This window comes from Arthrobacter sp. 92, from assembly GCF_050260325.1.
Lineage (GTDB): Bacteria > Actinomycetota > Actinomycetes > Actinomycetales > Micrococcaceae > Arthrobacter.
This window is the reverse complement of record NZ_CP189863.1, coordinates 1522859-1538972: the sequence shown is the minus strand read 5'-3', so window position 1 is coordinate 1538972 and position 16114 is coordinate 1522859. Positions and strand designations below refer to the sequence as shown.

The window sequence follows — 16114 nt, the reverse complement described above, 5'->3', positions numbered from 1 at the left end:
AGGGGGCGGTTGCGGTGCCGGGGTTACTTCTTCTCCGGCGGCGCCACCTGGTCGGCCGGAACCACCTTGACCACCTGGGGAGCCCACGCGCCGTCCTTCTGGACGAGCTTGGCCTGGTACATGTCCTGGACCAGGGCGTGGTCCGAGGCGCGCACGGTTTCCTTGCCCTTGGGTCCGTCGAAGCTGAAGCCTTCCAGCGCCTTGACCATGGAATCGGTGTCCGTGCCGCCGGCTTTTACGGCCTGGACAATCATTTGTCCGGCGACGAAGCCATCGGGGGTGAACAGATCAGCCTTCGAGCCCGCTTTCTCAACGGAAGCAACCATTTTCTTCTCGACGTCAGTGCCTGAGGCACCCGGGAAGTAGTGGTTCAGGAAGCTGATCTTCGAGGTCGCCTCACCATAGGCGCCGAAGGTGGAGGCGTCGCCGAGCCCGGTGACGATCGGGGCAGCGGCAAATGCGCCCTGCTGGCTCAGGGTCTGCCACATGGTGCCCGACGTTGCGCCGGCCCAAGCCACGAACACCATGTCGGGCTTGGCGTCAATGAGCTGCCGGGCAAAGGGAGTGAGCTCCTGGCCGTCCGGCACAAGGACGGATTGCACGGTGGCCCCCTTGGCACCGAGGACGGCCTTGACGGCCGCGACGTTGCCCTGGCCGAACGCGTTGTCCTGGGCGAACACCACCACTTTCTTCCCCTTGGTGTCGATAAAGGTGCCCGCCGTGGCGACGTCCTGCAGGCTCTGGCGTCCAGACCGGAAGGTGTATTTGTTGATGCCCTGGATCGCGTCTGTCGCGGCCGGCCCCGAGATGTACAGGACCTTGTTCTGCTGGGCCTGTTCGGCCAACTTCAGGGCGATGCCGGAGGAGACGGTTCCGCCGATGATCTTATAGCCCTTGCCGATCATGTCTTTCGCCGCCGTGACCGCCTTGTCCGGGTCGCCGCCGTCATCCGCGTACGTCAGGTTGATCTTGGCGCCGTTGACTTCTCCGGTTCCCCCGGTGGCGTAGTCGATGCCGGCCTGCAGCCCCTGGTAGTAAGTGGCGCCGTAGGCGGCCAGTGCCCCCGTCTTGGAGTAGATGATGCCCACATTGACCGGGTCTGCGGACTTGCCGCCCGCAGCGCTGCCGGTCCCTGCCGGCGCGCCGGCGGTGGGCGCGCAGGCGCTGAGGGCGAGCCCGGTGACCATGACAGCGGCCATCAGGAACTTCTTTGTATCCTTCACGGGATGCCTTTCGTTGAGAATCCGCGATATCGGGCAGGAAATCTGGATCAGGACCTAGAACCTGAAAGGTGATTCAGATTACGGCACAATCTATGATACCGATCACAGGGTGTCAACGGATTTCCGCCATGGCTTCACAACGAAATGGCCACGTTCCCGCCACGGTGGATGTGTGCCCGGTACGCCGGCCTCGATGGGCCCGCGGCGGGAGTCTCAGACAGGGACGGCGGCGGGCTCGGAGACGCGGCGGCAGACGGAGGTCATAAACGGCCTGAACCCGCTCGCAGTGCCGAGCCTGAGCGCGGCAGTGTGCGTCAGCACGCCGTCGTCCAGCCGAAAGGTGTGGCGCGCGGTTCCGCGGTCGCTGCGCCGCTCGACCGTCAGCGTGCCGTCCTGCCAGCTGGCCCTGGCGGGCGCTTCGCGAGGCAGCCCCACAGTGTTCACGTGGTACCACATGGTGTCCGGGTGATCCGGATCCATGGTGAAGACTCCGTAGCCTTCTGCACGGGTCCCGTCGGTTTCGGTGTGGCGGTACCACTGCGTCACGGCGAGTCCCGCCGCGGCCAGGGCGAACGTGATCTCGGTCGCCGCGGTGCGCGCGGGACCCCAAGGCGTTGCTTCCCATTGGGTAGTGCCGGTCCAGTGCCCCAGGAAGGCCTTGAGTGCGTCGTGGGCACTGCGCGGCAACGGCCGGTCCATGGTTCCTCCCGAATGACCCCGCCACCATCATCACGCCCCGCCGCCCGCGCTGTAAAGACATCAGCGAGGTGGAGTGCTGCCGGATGACGCCCGGCGGCGCGGGAGTGAGCCTTAGAGACCGAAGGTTTCGTCTTCCTCGAACGGTCCCACCACAGTCACGGTGCGCGGGGCCGCTGCGAGCTCGCGGGCAAGCTCACGGACCTGGTCCGCCGTCACGGACTGGATCAGGCGCAGCGTCTCCTCGATGTCCTGGTACTCGCCGGATACCAGTTCGGCCCGCCCCAGCCTGGACATCCGTGAACCGGTGTCCTCCAACGCGAGCACGATGCCGCCGCACAACTGCCCCACGGCCTTCCTGAGTTCATCCCCGGAGATTCCGCCCTCGGCCAGTTTGTCCAGTTCCACGCCGAGCAGGTCCAGCACCTGGCGGACCTTCGACGGAGTGCAGCCCGCGTACATGCCGAAGTAGCCGGCATCGGCGTAGGAGGACGCAAAAGAGTAGGTGGAATACACCAGGCCGCGCTTCTCCCGGACTTCCTGGAACAGGCGCGAGGACATGCCGCCGCCCAGCACCGCATTGAGTACGCTCATCACATAGCGGCGGTCATCGGTGGCAACGATCGTGGGGCAGCCCATGATGATGTTGGCCTGCTCCACCGGGCGCTTCACCACATGGAGGCCGGCCGTTCCGGTGATTTGCGCGCGTTCGGTGGACCGGCGCTGCACGGGGGCGGCGTCGGACTCCAGTTTCCAGCCGGCCGCGTGGAGCGAATCGACCACCAGGCGGCAGACGACGTCGTGGTCCAGACCGCCCGCGGCGGTGATAACAAGCTCATCCGGACGGTAGTAGCGGCGGTAGTGATCCCACACCGAGTCGCGGGCGACCGCGCGGATGGCATCCGGGGTCCCGCCGATGGGCCGACCCAGGGGATGCGTTCCGAGCACGGCCGCGACGAAATGCTCGTGCGCCACGTCCGTGGGGTCGTCGCTGTCCATGGCGATCTCTTCCAGGATGACGTCGCGTTCCTGTTCCATCTCCTGCGGATCCAGGACCGCCCCCGTGATCATGTCCGCTATGACGTCGATGGCCATGGGAAGATCCGTATCCAGCACCCTGGCAAAGTAGCAGGTACTTTCCTTGGCGGTGGCCGCGTTGGATTCCCCACCTACCTCGTCGAAGGCCGACGCGATTTCCAGGGCGGTGCGCCGTTTGGTGCCTTTGAAGAGCAGGTGCTCCAGGAAATGCGTGGAACCGTGCTGCCCCTGGGCTTCGTCACGGGAACCCACCCCCACCCAAAAACCGATGGTCGCCGAACGCTGGCCGGGCATCGCCTCGGTCAGCACGCGCACACCGCCGGGAAGGACAGAACGCCGTACCTCGGAGCCACCGTCGGCTCCGTGGATCAGGGTATCGGCGTGCTGGTTCTGCTCAAGCGGCAGGGGTACGACAGTCATCAAGGCCTTTCAGTAAACACGTGCCAAATCTGCCTGCCATCGTATCAGCGGGGCCACCGTTGCCCTTAACGGCAGCGGGGCCGGTGGATATCCACCGGCCCCGCGCTTTGTTGCTTCAGTCCAGACCGTGCGTTAGATTTCAACGCCCTCGGATGCAGCCGAGGCGTGGACGGGCTCGGACTCTCCGCCGGCACCTTCCTCGTCAGCCACAACAGGAGAAAGGGACAGCTTTCCGCGGTCGTCGATCTTGGTGATCTCGACCTGGATCTTCTGGCCCACGGAGACGACGTCCTCAACGTTGTCCACGCGCTTGCCGCCAGCGATCTTCCGCAGCTCGGAGATGTGCAGCAGGCCGTCCTTGCCCGGGGTCAGGGACACGAAGGCGCCGAAGGTGGTGGTCTTGACGACCGTGCCCAGGTAGCGCTCGCCGATTTCCGGAACCTGCGGGTTGGCGATGGCGTTGATCGCAGACCGTGCCGCGTCGGCGGACGGGCCGTTCGTGGCGCCAATGTAGACCGTGCCGTCGTCCTCGATGGAGATGTCCGCGCCGGTGTCCTCCTGGATCTGGTTGATCATCTTGCCCTTGGGCCCAATGACCTCGCCGATCTTGTCCACGGGGATCTTGACCGCAATGACGCGGGGGGCGAACTCGGAGAGCTCGTCCGGGGTGTCGATCGCGGAGTTCAGGACGTCCAGGATGTGCAGGCGTGCTTCGCGTGCCTGCTTCAGGGCGGCGGCCAGAACGGACGCCGGGATGCCGTCGAGCTTGGTGTCCAGCTGGATGGCCGTGACGAACTCGGAGGTACCGGCGACCTTGAAGTCCATGTCGCCGAAAGCATCTTCGGCGCCGAGGATATCGGTCAGGGCAGCGTAGCGGGTCTGACCGTCAACCTGGTCGGAAACCAGGCCCATGGCGATACCGGCAACGGCAGCCTTCAGCGGCACACCTGCGTTGAACAGGGACAGCGTGGAGGCGCAGACGGAACCCATCGACGTCGAACCGTTGGAGCTGAGAGCCTCAGACACCTGGCGGATGGCGTACGGGAATTCCTCGCGGGACGGCAGCACCGGAACAATGGCGCGCTCTGCAAGGGCACCGTGACCGATTTCGCGGCGCTTGGGCGAACCCACGCGGCCGGTCTCGCCGGTGGAGTACGGCGGGAAGTTGTAGTTGTGCATGTAACGCTTGCGCGTTACCGGCGACAGCGAATCGATCTGCTGTTCCATCTTGAGCATGTTCAGCGTGGTGACACCCATGATCTGGGTCTCGCCGCGTTCGAAGATGGCCGAACCGTGGACGCGGGGCAGAACCTCGACCTCGGCAGTGAGCTGGCGGATGTCCGTCAGGCCGCGGCCGTCGATGCGGATCTGGTCCTTGAGGATGCGCTGGCGCACAACCTGCTTGGTGACGGAGCGGAAGGCTGCGGACAGTTCCTTCTCGCGGCCTTCGAACTGGCCGGCCAGGGAAGAGGTGACCTCGTCCTTGAGCGAATCCGATGCGGTGTCGCGCTCCTGCTTGTCGGCGATCTGGAAGACAGCGGCCAGCTTCTCGGCGGCAGCGGACTCCACAGCGGCGTAGACGTCGTCCTGGTAGTCCAGGAAGACCGGGAACTCGACGGTCGGCTTGGCGGCGCGGGCCGCCAGGTCGGACTGTGCTTCGCAAAGGGCCTTGATGAACGGCTTGGCAGCCTCGAGGCCTTCGGAGACAACCTCTTCGGTCGGGGCGGTGGCGCCCTGTTCCTTGATGAGGTTCCAGGAGTTGTCGGTGGCTTCGGCTTCAACCATCATGATGGCGACGTCGTCACCGGCGATCCGGCCGGCAACGACCATGTTGAACACTGAGTTCTCAAGCTGCGAGTGCTTCGGGAAAGCAACCCACTGGGAACCGTTCTCGTCGCTGACGAGGGCGACGCGGACGCCACCGATCGGGCCGGAGAAGGGCAGGCCGGAGAGCTGGGTGGACATCGACGAGGCATTGATGGCCACGACGTCGTAGAGCTCGTCGGGGTTGATCGCCAGGACGGTGACCACGATCTGGACCTCGTTGCGCAGACCCTTGATGAAGGCCGGACGCAGCGGGCGGTCCATCAGGCGGCACGCCAGGATGGCCTCGGTGGACGGGCGGCCTTCGCGGCGGAAGAACGAGCCCGGGATACGGCCGGCGGCGTACATGCGCTCTTCGACGTCCACCGTCAGGGGGAAGAAGTCGAAGCCTTCACGCGGGTGCTTGCCTGCGGTGGTGGCTGAGAGCAACGCGGTGTCTTCGTCGATGTACACCATGGCTGCGCCGGCTGCCTGCTTGGCGAGACGGCCGGTTTCGAAGCGGATTACACGCTTGCCGAAGCGGCCATTGTCAATGACTGCTTCTGAGAACTGGATTTCGGGACCCTCCAAGAGAGTCACCTCCGTTTCTTGTTTTGACGGAAGCCCAGCCGCATCAACCCAGTCCAGCATCTGTCTACTGGCCTGCACTGCACCCGGTCATCGATCGAGACCCACGGGCCGGGCTTCATTTCTTCGAAGCCGTTCCCGGGAATCACTACCGAGGACCGCGAATGCGTGATGCGGTTGATCCTCCTGTTTAGTTTTCTTCTGAAGAAGGCGGCCCGGTCCGGGCAGGAACGGGCCGCCCCTTAAGGCTGACTAGCGACGCAGGCCGAGGCGCTCGATGAGCGCACGGTAGCGGTTGATGTCAGTGTTCTTGAGGTAGGTGAGCATGCGCTTACGACGACCAACCATGGCCAGCAGACCGCGCTGGGTGTGGTAATCGTGCTTGTGCTCCTTCATGTGCTCAGTGAGATCCTTGATCCGCTGAGTCAGGACTGCTACCTGGACCTCCGGTGAACCGGTGTCGCCCTCGGACGTTGCAAAATCCTTGATGATGGACTGCTTTACAGCGGCTTCAAGTGCCACGATAACTCCTAGAGATGTGCCGTGAGGCCCGAGTCAGTAATTCACTGCCGGGTATGCCGGGCAGGATTTCCCGGATGAAAGCCGGGAGAATCCACACACAACAAGAGCCAGCCGCCACGGACTGCAGCCGGATCCAACGTTTAGTTTACCGGCCACGCGGCAATCTTGTCGAAACGCCCGGAGTTGGGACGGCCGCGTCCGTCGGGCACTGTCTCTTTCAGGCGCTGGCAAGCAACCGCCGGATGGCCGCCATGCCCCGGTAGAGCTCGGTGAAGGACGTGCTCAGCGGAGAGAGCCCGATGCGGATGCCGTGCGGCGCCCGGAAATCCGGAATGACGTCCTGTTCCCATAGAGTGGCCGTCATTTCGCGGAAGGCCGGATGGTCCACGGTGATATGGCTGCCCCGCTGCTCCGGGTCCCTCGGGGTGGCGAGCGTGACACCGGCGGGGGCCAGCCACGCATCGTGAAGTTGCACGGCAAAGGCGGTCAGAAGACGCGACTTCTCCCGGACCGCGGTCATGCCGACTTCCTCCAGCAGATCCAGTGTCCCCCGCATGGCGAGCATGCCGAAGATTGCGGGCGTGCCGCTCAGGAAGCCCCGGATCCCTGCCGCCGGCTCATATCCTGCCGCCATTTCGAAAGCGTCCTTCCGGCCCATCCATCCCCAGATCGGCTGGTTCAGTCCGTCCAGGTGCCGCGCGTTGACGTAGGCGAAAGCCGGCGATCCTGGTCCCCCGTTCAGGTACTTGTAAGTGCACCCGGCCGCGAAATCGACATTGGCGTCGTCCAGCGCGATTTCCACCGACCCGGCGGAATGGCACAGGTCCCACACCACCAGGGCACCCGCGTCGTGCACGGCAGACGTGATTCCAGGCAGGTCCGCAAGGTACCCCGAGCGGTAGGCGATCTGGCTGAGGACCACGACGGCGGTGGCCGGCCCCGTGGCCGACCGCACCTGCTCGAGGCTGACGCCGGAAGCGGGATCGGCGTCGATCCAGCGCAACGTCAGGCCCTCTTCGCGGGCGATGCCCTCGACGAGGTAGCGGTCGGTGGGGAAATTCTCCGTGTCCAGCACTATTTCCGTGCGGGCTGGATCAGTCACGGCAGCCAGGCCCGCACGGATGAGTTTGTACAGCACCACAGTGGTGGAGTCGGCGATGATGGTCTGTCCCGGCGCTGCACCGAGGACCGTGCGGCCCAGCTGATCGCCGATCACCTGTGGCAGGTGAAGCCATTCCTCGTCCCAGCCGCGGATGAGCCGGCCGCCCCACTCGTCCTGGATGAAATTGCCCACGTCAGTGACGGTCCGCTTGAGCGGACGTCCGAGCGAGTTGCCGTCCAGGTAGGAGAGGTCTGTGTCCGTGCCGATGAAGAGCTCACGGTAGCTGGCGAGCGGGTCAGCGGCGTCGAGGTCGACGGCGCGCCGCAGCAGGGGCCCGGTCGCTGCCGTGTCTGGGGTGGTGGTGCTCACTGGCCGATCTCCGTCCGCACGGCGAAGAGTTCCGGGAAGAAGGTCAGCTCAAGCGCTTTCTGAAGGAAGGCGGCGCCGCTGGAGCCTCCGGTGCCGGCCTTCATGCCGATGGTGCGCTGGACCGTGCGCAGATGGCGGAAGCGCCACAGCTGGAAGTTGTCTTCGAGGTCCACCAGTTCCTCACAGGCCTCATAGGCGCCCCAGTTATCGGCGGCGTTCTCGTAGATATATTTGAAGACCGGCACCAGTTCCGGGCAGAACTCATGAGCTTTGGTGACGTCACGCTCAAGGAGGGACGCGGGAATCTCGAAGCCCTGGCGCTTGAGGTAGGCGAGGAAGTCGTCGTAGATGCTCGGCGCCTCAAGAAGGTGGCTCAGCATCTCGTGGGCTTCCGGATCCGATTCGAACACCGACAGCATTTTGGCGTTCTTGTTGCCGAGAAGGAACTCAACAGCGCGGTATTGACTGGACTGGAACCCTGAGGAGTTGCCCAGGAAGCCGCGGAACTGGGAGTACTCGGTGGGGGTAAGGGTCGCCAGCACCGACCACTGCTCCGTGAGCGTCTTCTGGATGTGCTTGACCCGGGCGATCGCCTTCAGAGCGGACCCGAGGTCGTCCGAACGGAGCCAGGCCGCGGCGCTGCGAAGCTCGTGCAGCACCAGCTTCAGCCACAGCTCCGTGGTCTGGTGCTGGATGATGAACAGCATTTCGTCGTGGTGCTCGGGCGTGCTGACCGGCTTTTGGGCGCTGAGCAGGGTGGGCAGCTGCAGATAGGACGCATAGCTCATCCGGGAGCTGAAGTCCCGGACAATATCCTTGTCCAGCTCCCTCGTGTTTTTTTCAACGGTCACGTCTCATGCCTTCCTTGCCAGATGGCTGGAACCGGGCGCCGCTCCGGTGAGTTGGAACGCCGCCAGCGCGGAGTTGGACGCCGATCCTGCCCTTTTGTCCGCTTGTCAGCGGGCTAACTTGTCAGTGGGAGAACAGGATGTTGTGCGCCTGAACCACGTCCAGGCGCATCTGTTCAACCAATGCCTCAGGGCCACGGTACGCCACCATTCCGCGCAGCCGGGCCACAAATTCCACGACCACTGTCTGGCCGTACAGATCGAAGTCGTCCACGGACTCTTCAGGGCGGTCAATGACGTGGGCCTCGACCTGCCGGCTGACGCCGTCGAACGTGGGATTGGAACCTACCGAGATGGCAGCCGGCCACCGGGCGCCCGCCTGGTCGACCAGCCAGCCTGCATAGATGCCGTCCGCCGGGATGTACCCGCTGGCCGTCGATGCAAGGTTGGCGGTGGGAAAGCCAAGGTCGCGGCCGCGCGCGGCCCCGTGGACCACTTCGCCGCGCATCCGGTGCGGGCGGCCCAAAACGGCGGCTGCCGTGGCGACGTCGCCTTCCCGGAGGGCTTCGCGAACCCAGGTGGAGGAGCAGCGGCGGTCAGCGCCGCCGTCGTCGTGGATGGGGAAGCCCTCGGAGCCGAATTCGCTGATGACCTGCACTTCGAAACCGAGTTTCTTCCCCAGCTCCTCCATGGTGGCGAGGTCCCCGGAATTGCCGCGGCCGAAGCGGGCGTCGTGACCGATCACGACGTGGCTCGCTTTGAGGCTGCCGACCAGTATGTTGGCGACGAATTCTTCCGGTGTGAGGCTGGCAAGTTCCAGCGAGTACTTCATCACCAGTACGGCGTCGAGGCCAAGCTCGCCCAGGGCCACCAGTTTGTCTTCCAGGCCCATGATCAGTTCAGGGGCCGATTCCGGGCGGTGGACCTGAGCCGGGTGCGGGTCAAAGGTGATCGCGACAGCGCGGGCGTGGTTCAGGCGGGCGGTGCGGATAAGCTGCGAAAGCACCTGCTGGTGACCGCGGTGCACGCCGTCGAAGTTGCCGAATGTGACAACAGAAGGACCAAAGTCCGCCGGGACTTCGGACGGATCGTTCCAGATGTGGACCATCAACCTCGCCTTTTGCTACCTGCCATAAACTCCTCCGGGCGGACCACGCCGGCTCCGGAACTCTCCTAGATTACCCGCAATCCCTGCTGGCCCCCGACGGAACTGCCGGGGCCGCGGGCGTTCCGGGCCAGGGCCCTGGCGCCGCGGGCTACCGGCACGGACGAGGCGGCAACCAGGCCGGTGAAAACGTCAGCCTTCAGCATCCGTAACACGACGCAGGCTCCCGGACCGTATGCGGAGCCGGCATGGCAAGCTAGAGGCATGGACAGCACCTTCGCCCCCCAACCCGGAGAACCGCCATTCGCAGGGCCCTGGTCAGGCGAGCCACGCAGGCCCCTGGGCCCGCGTGATCCGGGGGACGCTTGGGTGGAGGGCGAGCGCGGCAGGTTCTGGGGCCGCTTCGGCTCCGCCGGCCTGCTGGCCCACGACCCGCGCAAGGGCATCCTCCTGCAGCACCGCGCATTGTGGAGCGACCAGGGCGGAACGTGGGGGCTGCCTGGCGGCGCCCTGCACCAAGGGGAAGAGGCCGTCCACGGAGCCCTGCGTGAAGCCCACGAAGAAGCCGCGGTGCCGCCGGAAAGTGTCAGGGTCCTGTTCACCTCTGTGTTCGACGTGGGCTACTGGACTTACACGACCGTGGCCGTAGAGGTTGTTGATCCGTTCGAACCGGAGATCAGTGACCCCGAAAGCCTGGAGCTCGCATGGTTCCCAATTGACGGCGTCGCCGACAGGGAGCTGCATCCCGGCTTTGCGGCGGCGTGGCCGGCTCTCCGAAGCAGGCTGTTGCGCCCGGAGTCCGGGAACGCCGGCGGCGTCGAAAACGGAATGGGCTCCGAGGCACGGACGGCCCACCGCAGACGCTGAGCGGACCGGCTCGCGCTCGTTACGCCTGTTGGGGCGCCGGCCTCCGCCGATACAGCCAGATGAGTCCGAGGATCGGGAGCAGTAGCGGGATGAAGCCGTAGCCCCGGCCGAAGAGGGACCAGACCGTCTCATGCGGGAAGTTGACGGAGTCGAACACACTCAGCGCGCCGACCACCAGCACGCCCAGAAGTTCCACCAGCACCGCCGTCACCGAGATCTTGAACCAGGTCCTGCCTGGCTTGGCGAGCGACACCGTGGCCACCAGGTAAACCAGGGCAGCGAAGGCGGACAGCAGGTAGGCCAACGGCGCTTCGGAGAACTTGGTAAGGATCTGGAACCCGGCCCGTGCGGTGGCCGAAATGGCGAACACGGCGTAGACGGCGATCAGCAGCCGGCCGGGGCCGGTGTTGCGCGTGTCGGCCGGACTACCGGTGTCGGCGCTGCCGCTGCTTCCGGCACTGGCGGCGTCGGCTGTCCGCCCGGCCTTGTTCGTTGTGTTGTGTGCGGTCTTGTCTGCGGGGGGCTGCGGAGTCACGTGGTTTGCTTCTTCCAACTCAGTACCAGATCTGGTTCATGCGGGCTGCCATCACGAGCGCCGTCACACCGACGGCGGCGAGTACGAAATTGCTCCAGCGCGTGCGCTCAAGGATCGACCAGTACACAGCGCCCACGGGAAGCATCAGCGCAGTGACCATATATCCCCAGAATTCCCAGGCCGCACCGGCGATGCGTTCGCCGCCGGCTACGCGGACGATTGAGCCGACGAGATACACCAGCAACCCTAGTTCGACGGCGGCTACCGACAGTATGGTGGCATCGTTCGGCGCCTTTTTCAGGATCCCGGCTGTGGCGCAGATGATGGTGGACAGGAGCCCGACCGCCAGGATGATGTAGAAGTACGCGTCCAAGCTACGTTGCCTGCTGTTCGTTGCTGGGCGCAAATACGAGCACCGGCTTGGCGAAGCTGCCGGCGTCCGCCAGGAGCGCCACCAGCGAGCCGTCCGGCGCGAAGGCAGCGGCCGGTTTCTCGGCGGTGGCTGCCTGGGGCGTGCCGGCGTCCACGCCGGCGGCGATGCGGCGGCCAAAGGAAATCTCGTTGGTTTCTTCATCGCTAAGCTCGCGGTTGGGCATCAGCGCACGCGCGGCCTGGGACATCTCGAGAACCTCGAGTTCCTCCGCCAGCTGTTCAAGGGTCCGTGCCTGCTCCAGCGTGTACGGGCCGACCTGGGTTCGACGCAAGGCTGTGAGGTGCCCGCCTGTTCCCAATGCCTCGCCAAGGTCGCGGGCGAGGGCGCGGATGTAGGTGCCAGACGAGCACTCGACGGTCACATCCACATCCAACGCTTCCCCGTCCTTCACCGGCCGGATGGAGTGGACGGCGAAGCGGTGGATGGTCACCGGCCGGGCAGCGAGCTTGACGTCCTCGCCGGACCGGACCCGGGCATAGGCACGTTCGCCGTTGACCTTGATGGCGCTCACGCTGCTGGGCACTTGCTGGATTTCCCCCGTCAAGGCGGCGACGCCGGCACGGACGGCTTCCTCGGTGACGGTGGCGGCGCTGTGAGTGGCAATGACCTCGCCTTCGGCGTCGTCTGTCACCGTGGACTCGCCGAGGCGGATGGTGGCGGTGTACGTCTTGGAGGTGCCCACGATGTACGTCAGCAGCCGGGTGGCCTTGTTGATGCCGAGCACCAAAACTCCTGTGGCCATGGGGTCCAACGTCCCGGCATGGCCCACCTTTCGGGTACCGGCGAGCCGCCGCATCCGTCCAACCACATCGTGGCTGGTCCAGCCTTGCGGCTTGTCCACTATCACCAGTCCAGAAAGCACGCTCCCCAGTATATCCGCGCCCGCGCGTTGCCCCGCGCCCAGCCACGGGCTTGACGCCGCTCTACTAGCGGGGCGACGGTTAAGATTGCAGGCATGCCAGAGCTTGCCGCACACGTCCGCGATGTCCCCGTCAACCAGATCCGTGAAATCACGGAGGCCGCCTGGCACACCCCGGGCGCGATCGTGCTGAGCATCGGCGAGCCGGGATTTCCGGTTCCCCGCCATATCCTTGATGCGGGGATAGCATGCCTGGACCGAGACGAGACCAACTACACGCCCAATGCCGGGATCCCTGCCCTGCGCGAGGCATTCGCGGCAAGGTTCCGGGAACATAACGGGACCGACGTCGGGGCCGAGCGGGTCTATGTGGTGGACGGCGCACAACAAGGCCTCCATTTCGCCATGACCCTGCTGCTTGCCCCCGGCGACGAGATCCTGATTCCGAACCCCGGCTACCCCACGTTCGCGATGACCAGCAGGCTGCTGCATGCCGTCCCTGTGGAGTATCCGCTGTTCCCGGACCACGACTTCCAGCCGCGGATTGAGGACATCGAAGCCCTCATCACCCCACGGACCAAGGTGCTGGTCCTCAACTCGCCGTCCAACCCCCTGGGAGCTGTGCTCGGCGAAGGGCTGACGCGCCGCCTCGTCGACCTGGCCCGGCGCCATGATCTCTGGATCATCTCCGACGAATGCTATGAGGCCTTCACCTACGACGTCCCGCATGTCAGCCCGGCCCGGTTCGACAGCGAGGTGCCGGGGCAGGCGCGGGTCTTCACCTCGCTGACCCTGTCCAAGACCTATGGACTGACCGGGCTCCGGATCGGCGCCCTGGTCTGCCCGCCCGGGCTGGAGCGCAAGATGAACAACGTGATGGAATCGATCGTGTCCTGCGTGGCCTCGCCGTCCCAGTACGCCGCGATAGCTGCGCTGACCGGGCCCCAGGACTATGTCAGCCACGCGCACGCCCACTACCGGGCCAACAGGGACGCCGCGTCCGCCGTCCTGCAGTCCAAGGGCATTCGGTTCCTCAACGCGCAGGGCGCCTTCTATCTGTGGGCGGATGTATCCCATGTGAGCGGCGGGGACGTGCGGTCCTGGGCGCGCCGGTTCCTGGCCGAGTCCGGAGTGTCGTTCGCCCCCGGCACGGCGTTCGGCTCAATCGGCGAGGGCTGGATCCGGATTGCGCTGTGCGGCGACCGGGCCGAACTCGTGGAGGGACTGGGGCGACTTCCGGCCCTAGCCCCGGCGACTCCGCTGTCCTAGCCTGTCACTAGGGGCGGCTCCGGAGAGGAACATCATGTGGTGGCAGGACCTGCTGTGGGGCGCGTGGAACGGTATTACCGCGTGGATCGTGTTGATTGCCCATGTCTTCGGGGCCTGGCAGGAATTCCCGTTCTATAACACCGCCCGGGCGGGCAACTGGTATGACTTCGGCTTTTTGCTGGGGATGGGATCGCCCCTGCTCGGCAGCCTGGGCGCCCGGGGAACACGGCGAAGGTAAACGCGCTGCACGTTCTAGATCGCGCTGCACGTTTTAGATGCTGACTTCCTCCTCCGGAGCCGGCGGTTGTTCCGGTGACCAGGACATCTTGACAATGAAGTGGCCCTCGGAGCAGTTCCGGGCAATGATGGCCCCGGACGAGCCTGCCAGCTTCACACCAAACTGCAGTTCCAGGTGCTCCGGAGCCAGCTCGCTCAGGACGTCGGCTGCCGCGTTGGCAGCCGGCCGCACCGCTGCAAGTACGTCTTCCAGCCTGCGGCCGGTGTCCAGGATGCCTTGGTGATCGCGGGCCGGATGCTCCACCCCGAAACTGTTTTCGTCGGCTTCCACCAGCACCATCCCGGACCCGACCTCGTAGCGCAGAATCTCTGTCATGGCGACCTCCGTTTGCTTGGCGTTGGGGTTGGTCAGCTGAGGGTTGAGGACAGCGCCCGCTCCAGCCACGTCCTGAGCGCAGGGGCCGGCGCGGCGCCGGCCTGGCGCGCCACCACAATTCCGCCGACAATCACCATCAAGGTGGGGATCGCCTGAACCGCAAACTCCGACGAGAGGCCCGGCGCGTGGTCGACGTCGACCTTCACGAGCTTGATGCGGCCGGCTTTCTCCGCCGCGAGCTGGTCCAGCACGGGACTGACCATCCGGCAGGGCCCGCACCACTCTGCCCAGAAGTCGATCAGTGCGGGGACTGGGGACTTCTCGGCGATGAGCTTAAAGTCGTCGTCACCCGCCGCCACGATCCACGGGAGGTCATGATGGCAATTGGCGCACCGTGGGTGGCCTGATGCCACCGCGGGAATCCTGTTGGTCTTGCCGCAATTCGGGCACTTGATGAGGCTTGATTCCACGGCCCGCTACTGCCTTCCAGTTACATCTGAAGTCCTGCATCAATCGGACTCCCCCGGCCGCCAGCGGGCTAGAGTCGAAGGTCCCGCAGGGCGGCCATCCTCATCGTGCAGGGCGGACTTCAGTATTCGGTGCGGTCCGGGTTCTGCCGCCATGCGTCGAACGGAGTACCCGAGGTCGGAATGTCGGTGTGGCGGACAGGCATCAGTTCCGGGCGCAGCCCCTCGAAGTACTCGTAGAACAGGGCGTCGTCGAAACCGGCCGCGGCTGCACCGTACCTGTCGGCGGCAAAGTAGACCCGGTCAACCCGGGCCCAGAGCGCCGCCGACAGGCAGAGCGGGCACGGCTCGCAGCTGGCGTAGAGCACCGCCCCGCTCAGATCGAAGGTGGCACACTTCGCGGCCGCTTGCCGGATCGCCACCACCTCCGCATGGGCTGTGGGATCGTTGTCCCGGGTCACCCGATTGACGCCGAAGTGGAGTCCACCATCGGAGGTGACCACAAGTGCGCCGAACGGACCGCCGCCGTCGGCCACGTTCCGCACGGCCAGGTCGACGGCCTGGCTCAGGTATTCGCTGACGTGGGCCGGTGAGGGTTGGGCAACCATGCTCCGATCATAACCATCCCCGCGGACGAAACCGCGAATGAGCCCGTGCATGCACGGGAAACCCGTTTAAACGCGAAGTGGCCGGACCCGTTCCGGGCTCCGGCCACTTCGCTACGAGCAGGCGCCTACTTCCCGGCGTCCTTGTTGGCGTCCTCGTCGATGTCGACATCCTCGGTGAGGTCTGTTTCCTCTTCGTCGAAGTCGTCCTCGTCGAGCTCCACGTCCTCGACCACATCGGTCTTGTACGGGTCGGCGTCACCGGCGTGCTTGGCGCTTGCGGCGAGGGCCGCCACCTCGGCGTCGCGCTTCTTGGCGGCGCGAAGGAGTTCCTCGAGGTTGGAGGCGTTGACCGGGATCTGGTCGGCCACAAACTCCAGCGTGGGAGTAAGCCGCACAGTGATGTTACGGCCCACTTCCTGCCGCAGGACGCCCTTGGCCTTTTCAAGGCCCTTGGCGGCGTCGGCGTGCGCCACCTCGTCGCCGAACACGGTGTAGTAGACGGTCGCGTGCTGCAGGTCGTTGGTCACCCGCGAGTCGGTAACGGTGACGCCCTCGAGCCGGGGGTCCTTGACCTTCCGGCCCAGGGCCTCCGCAACAACAACCTTAATCCGCTGCGCCAACTTGGCAGCCCGTGCGGGATCAGCCATTTCCACTCCTAAAAATTTGGATGTACGACGGCGCGATGGCGGTCTGTGTACACACGTTGGGTTTTGATGCCACGCGCCTAAAGCGAGTCTACGACGGACCCG

19 protein-coding genes are annotated in these 16114 nt (G+C 65.3%); 3 read left to right on the top strand and 16 right to left on the bottom strand.

The window, feature by feature from the left end; genetic code table 11:
- Positions 1-23: 23 nt before the first annotated feature.
- The 9 genes from ACP4XC_RS07015 to ACP4XC_RS06975 form a co-directional block, all read right to left on the bottom strand.
- On the bottom strand, positions 24-1223 hold the full coding sequence (locus tag ACP4XC_RS07015; protein ID WP_427174149.1) for a substrate-binding domain-containing protein: 1200 nt from the start codon (positions 1221-1223) through the stop codon (positions 24-26).
- Between the two features lie 213 nt (positions 1224-1436).
- Positions 1437-1922, bottom strand: a complete 486-nt coding sequence (locus ACP4XC_RS07010; protein ID WP_427174148.1) for a DUF1579 domain-containing protein — start codon at positions 1920-1922, stop codon at positions 1437-1439.
- 111 nt (positions 1923-2033) lie between these two features.
- Positions 2034-3377 carry a M16 family metallopeptidase gene (locus tag ACP4XC_RS07005; RefSeq protein WP_427174147.1) on the bottom strand — a complete coding sequence of 448 codons (1344 nt, stop codon included), beginning with the start codon at positions 3375-3377 and terminating at the stop codon, positions 2034-2036.
- A 132-nt stretch (positions 3378-3509) separates the two neighbouring features.
- Positions 3510-5771 carry a polyribonucleotide nucleotidyltransferase gene (locus ACP4XC_RS07000; protein ID WP_427175044.1) on the bottom strand — a complete coding sequence of 754 codons (2262 nt, stop codon included), beginning with the start codon at positions 5769-5771 and terminating at the stop codon, positions 3510-3512.
- A gap of 249 nt (positions 5772-6020) precedes the next feature.
- Positions 6021-6290 (bottom strand): 30S ribosomal protein S15, encoded by a 270-nt coding sequence (gene rpsO / locus ACP4XC_RS06995; RefSeq protein ID WP_427174145.1) that lies wholly within the window; start codon positions 6288-6290, stop codon positions 6021-6023.
- 217 nt (positions 6291-6507) lie between these two features.
- On the bottom strand, positions 6508-7761 hold the full coding sequence (gene kynU / locus ACP4XC_RS06990; protein ID WP_427174143.1) for a kynureninase: 1254 nt from the start codon (positions 7759-7761) through the stop codon (positions 6508-6510).
- The gene (gene kynA / locus ACP4XC_RS06985) at positions 7758-8612 is read right to left on the bottom strand and encodes a tryptophan 2,3-dioxygenase (protein WP_427174142.1); all 855 of its coding nucleotides are present in this window, start codon (positions 8610-8612) and stop codon (positions 7758-7760) included. Before kynA ends, kynU begins: the two co-directional genes overlap by 4 nt.
- 121 nt (positions 8613-8733) lie before the next feature.
- The gene (locus ACP4XC_RS06980; RefSeq protein ID WP_427174141.1) at positions 8734-9717 is read right to left on the bottom strand and encodes a bifunctional riboflavin kinase/FAD synthetase; all 984 of its coding nucleotides are present in this window, start codon (positions 9715-9717) and stop codon (positions 8734-8736) included.
- Between the two features lie 65 nt (positions 9718-9782).
- Positions 9783-9920, bottom strand: coding sequence for a hypothetical protein (locus ACP4XC_RS06975; protein WP_427174140.1), 138 nt, complete (start codon positions 9918-9920; stop codon positions 9783-9785).
- 58 nt (positions 9921-9978) lie between these two features.
- Between ACP4XC_RS06975 and ACP4XC_RS06970 the strand changes: the two genes are divergently transcribed.
- Positions 9979-10581, top strand: a complete 603-nt coding sequence (locus ACP4XC_RS06970; RefSeq protein WP_427174139.1) for an NUDIX domain-containing protein — start codon at positions 9979-9981, stop codon at positions 10579-10581.
- 19 nt (positions 10582-10600) lie between these two features.
- On the opposite strand, the gene ACP4XC_RS06965 is transcribed toward ACP4XC_RS06970, so the two are convergent.
- Genes ACP4XC_RS06965 through truB form a run of 3 tightly spaced genes read right to left on the bottom strand, consistent with a single transcriptional unit; the run spans position 10601 to position 12411 of the window.
- Positions 10601-11134 (bottom strand): hypothetical protein, encoded by a 534-nt coding sequence (locus tag ACP4XC_RS06965; protein ID WP_427174138.1) that lies wholly within the window; start codon positions 11132-11134, stop codon positions 10601-10603.
- Between the two features lies 1 nt (position 11135).
- On the bottom strand, positions 11136-11489 hold the full coding sequence (locus tag ACP4XC_RS06960; RefSeq protein ID WP_427174137.1) for a hypothetical protein: 354 nt from the start codon (positions 11487-11489) through the stop codon (positions 11136-11138).
- A gap of 1 nt (position 11490) precedes the next feature.
- The gene (gene truB, locus ACP4XC_RS06955) at positions 11491-12411 is read right to left on the bottom strand and encodes a tRNA pseudouridine(55) synthase TruB (protein WP_427174136.1); all 921 of its coding nucleotides are present in this window, start codon (positions 12409-12411) and stop codon (positions 11491-11493) included.
- Positions 12412-12504: 93 nt separating this feature from the next.
- Between truB and ACP4XC_RS06950 the strand changes: the two genes are divergently transcribed.
- The gene (locus ACP4XC_RS06950) at positions 12505-13677 is read left to right on the top strand and encodes a pyridoxal phosphate-dependent aminotransferase (RefSeq protein ID WP_427174135.1); all 1173 of its coding nucleotides are present in this window, start codon (positions 12505-12507) and stop codon (positions 13675-13677) included.
- Between the two features lie 34 nt (positions 13678-13711).
- Positions 13712-13915 carry a hypothetical protein gene (locus tag ACP4XC_RS06945; protein WP_427174134.1) on the top strand — a complete coding sequence of 68 codons (204 nt, stop codon included), beginning with the start codon at positions 13712-13714 and terminating at the stop codon, positions 13913-13915.
- A gap of 33 nt (positions 13916-13948) precedes the next feature.
- Here ACP4XC_RS06945 and ACP4XC_RS06940 read toward each other — a convergent pair whose 3' ends face one another.
- The 4 genes from ACP4XC_RS06940 to rbfA all read right to left on the bottom strand — a co-directional run bounded on the left by ACP4XC_RS06940 (position 13949) and on the right by rbfA (position 16012).
- Positions 13949-14290, bottom strand: coding sequence for a CU044_2847 family protein (locus tag ACP4XC_RS06940; protein ID WP_427174133.1), 342 nt, complete (start codon positions 14288-14290; stop codon positions 13949-13951).
- A 32-nt stretch (positions 14291-14322) separates the two neighbouring features.
- The gene (gene trxA / locus ACP4XC_RS06935) at positions 14323-14760 is read right to left on the bottom strand and encodes a thioredoxin (RefSeq protein ID WP_427174132.1); all 438 of its coding nucleotides are present in this window, start codon (positions 14758-14760) and stop codon (positions 14323-14325) included.
- 119 nt (positions 14761-14879) lie between these two features.
- A complete protein-coding gene (locus ACP4XC_RS06930; protein WP_427174131.1) occupies positions 14880-15365 on the bottom strand; it encodes a nucleoside deaminase in 486 nt (161 codons plus the stop codon).
- A gap of 125 nt (positions 15366-15490) precedes the next feature.
- The gene (rbfA, locus tag ACP4XC_RS06925) at positions 15491-16012 is read right to left on the bottom strand and encodes a 30S ribosome-binding factor RbfA (protein ID WP_427174130.1); all 522 of its coding nucleotides are present in this window, start codon (positions 16010-16012) and stop codon (positions 15491-15493) included.
- Between the last annotated feature and the right edge of the window lie 102 nt (positions 16013-16114).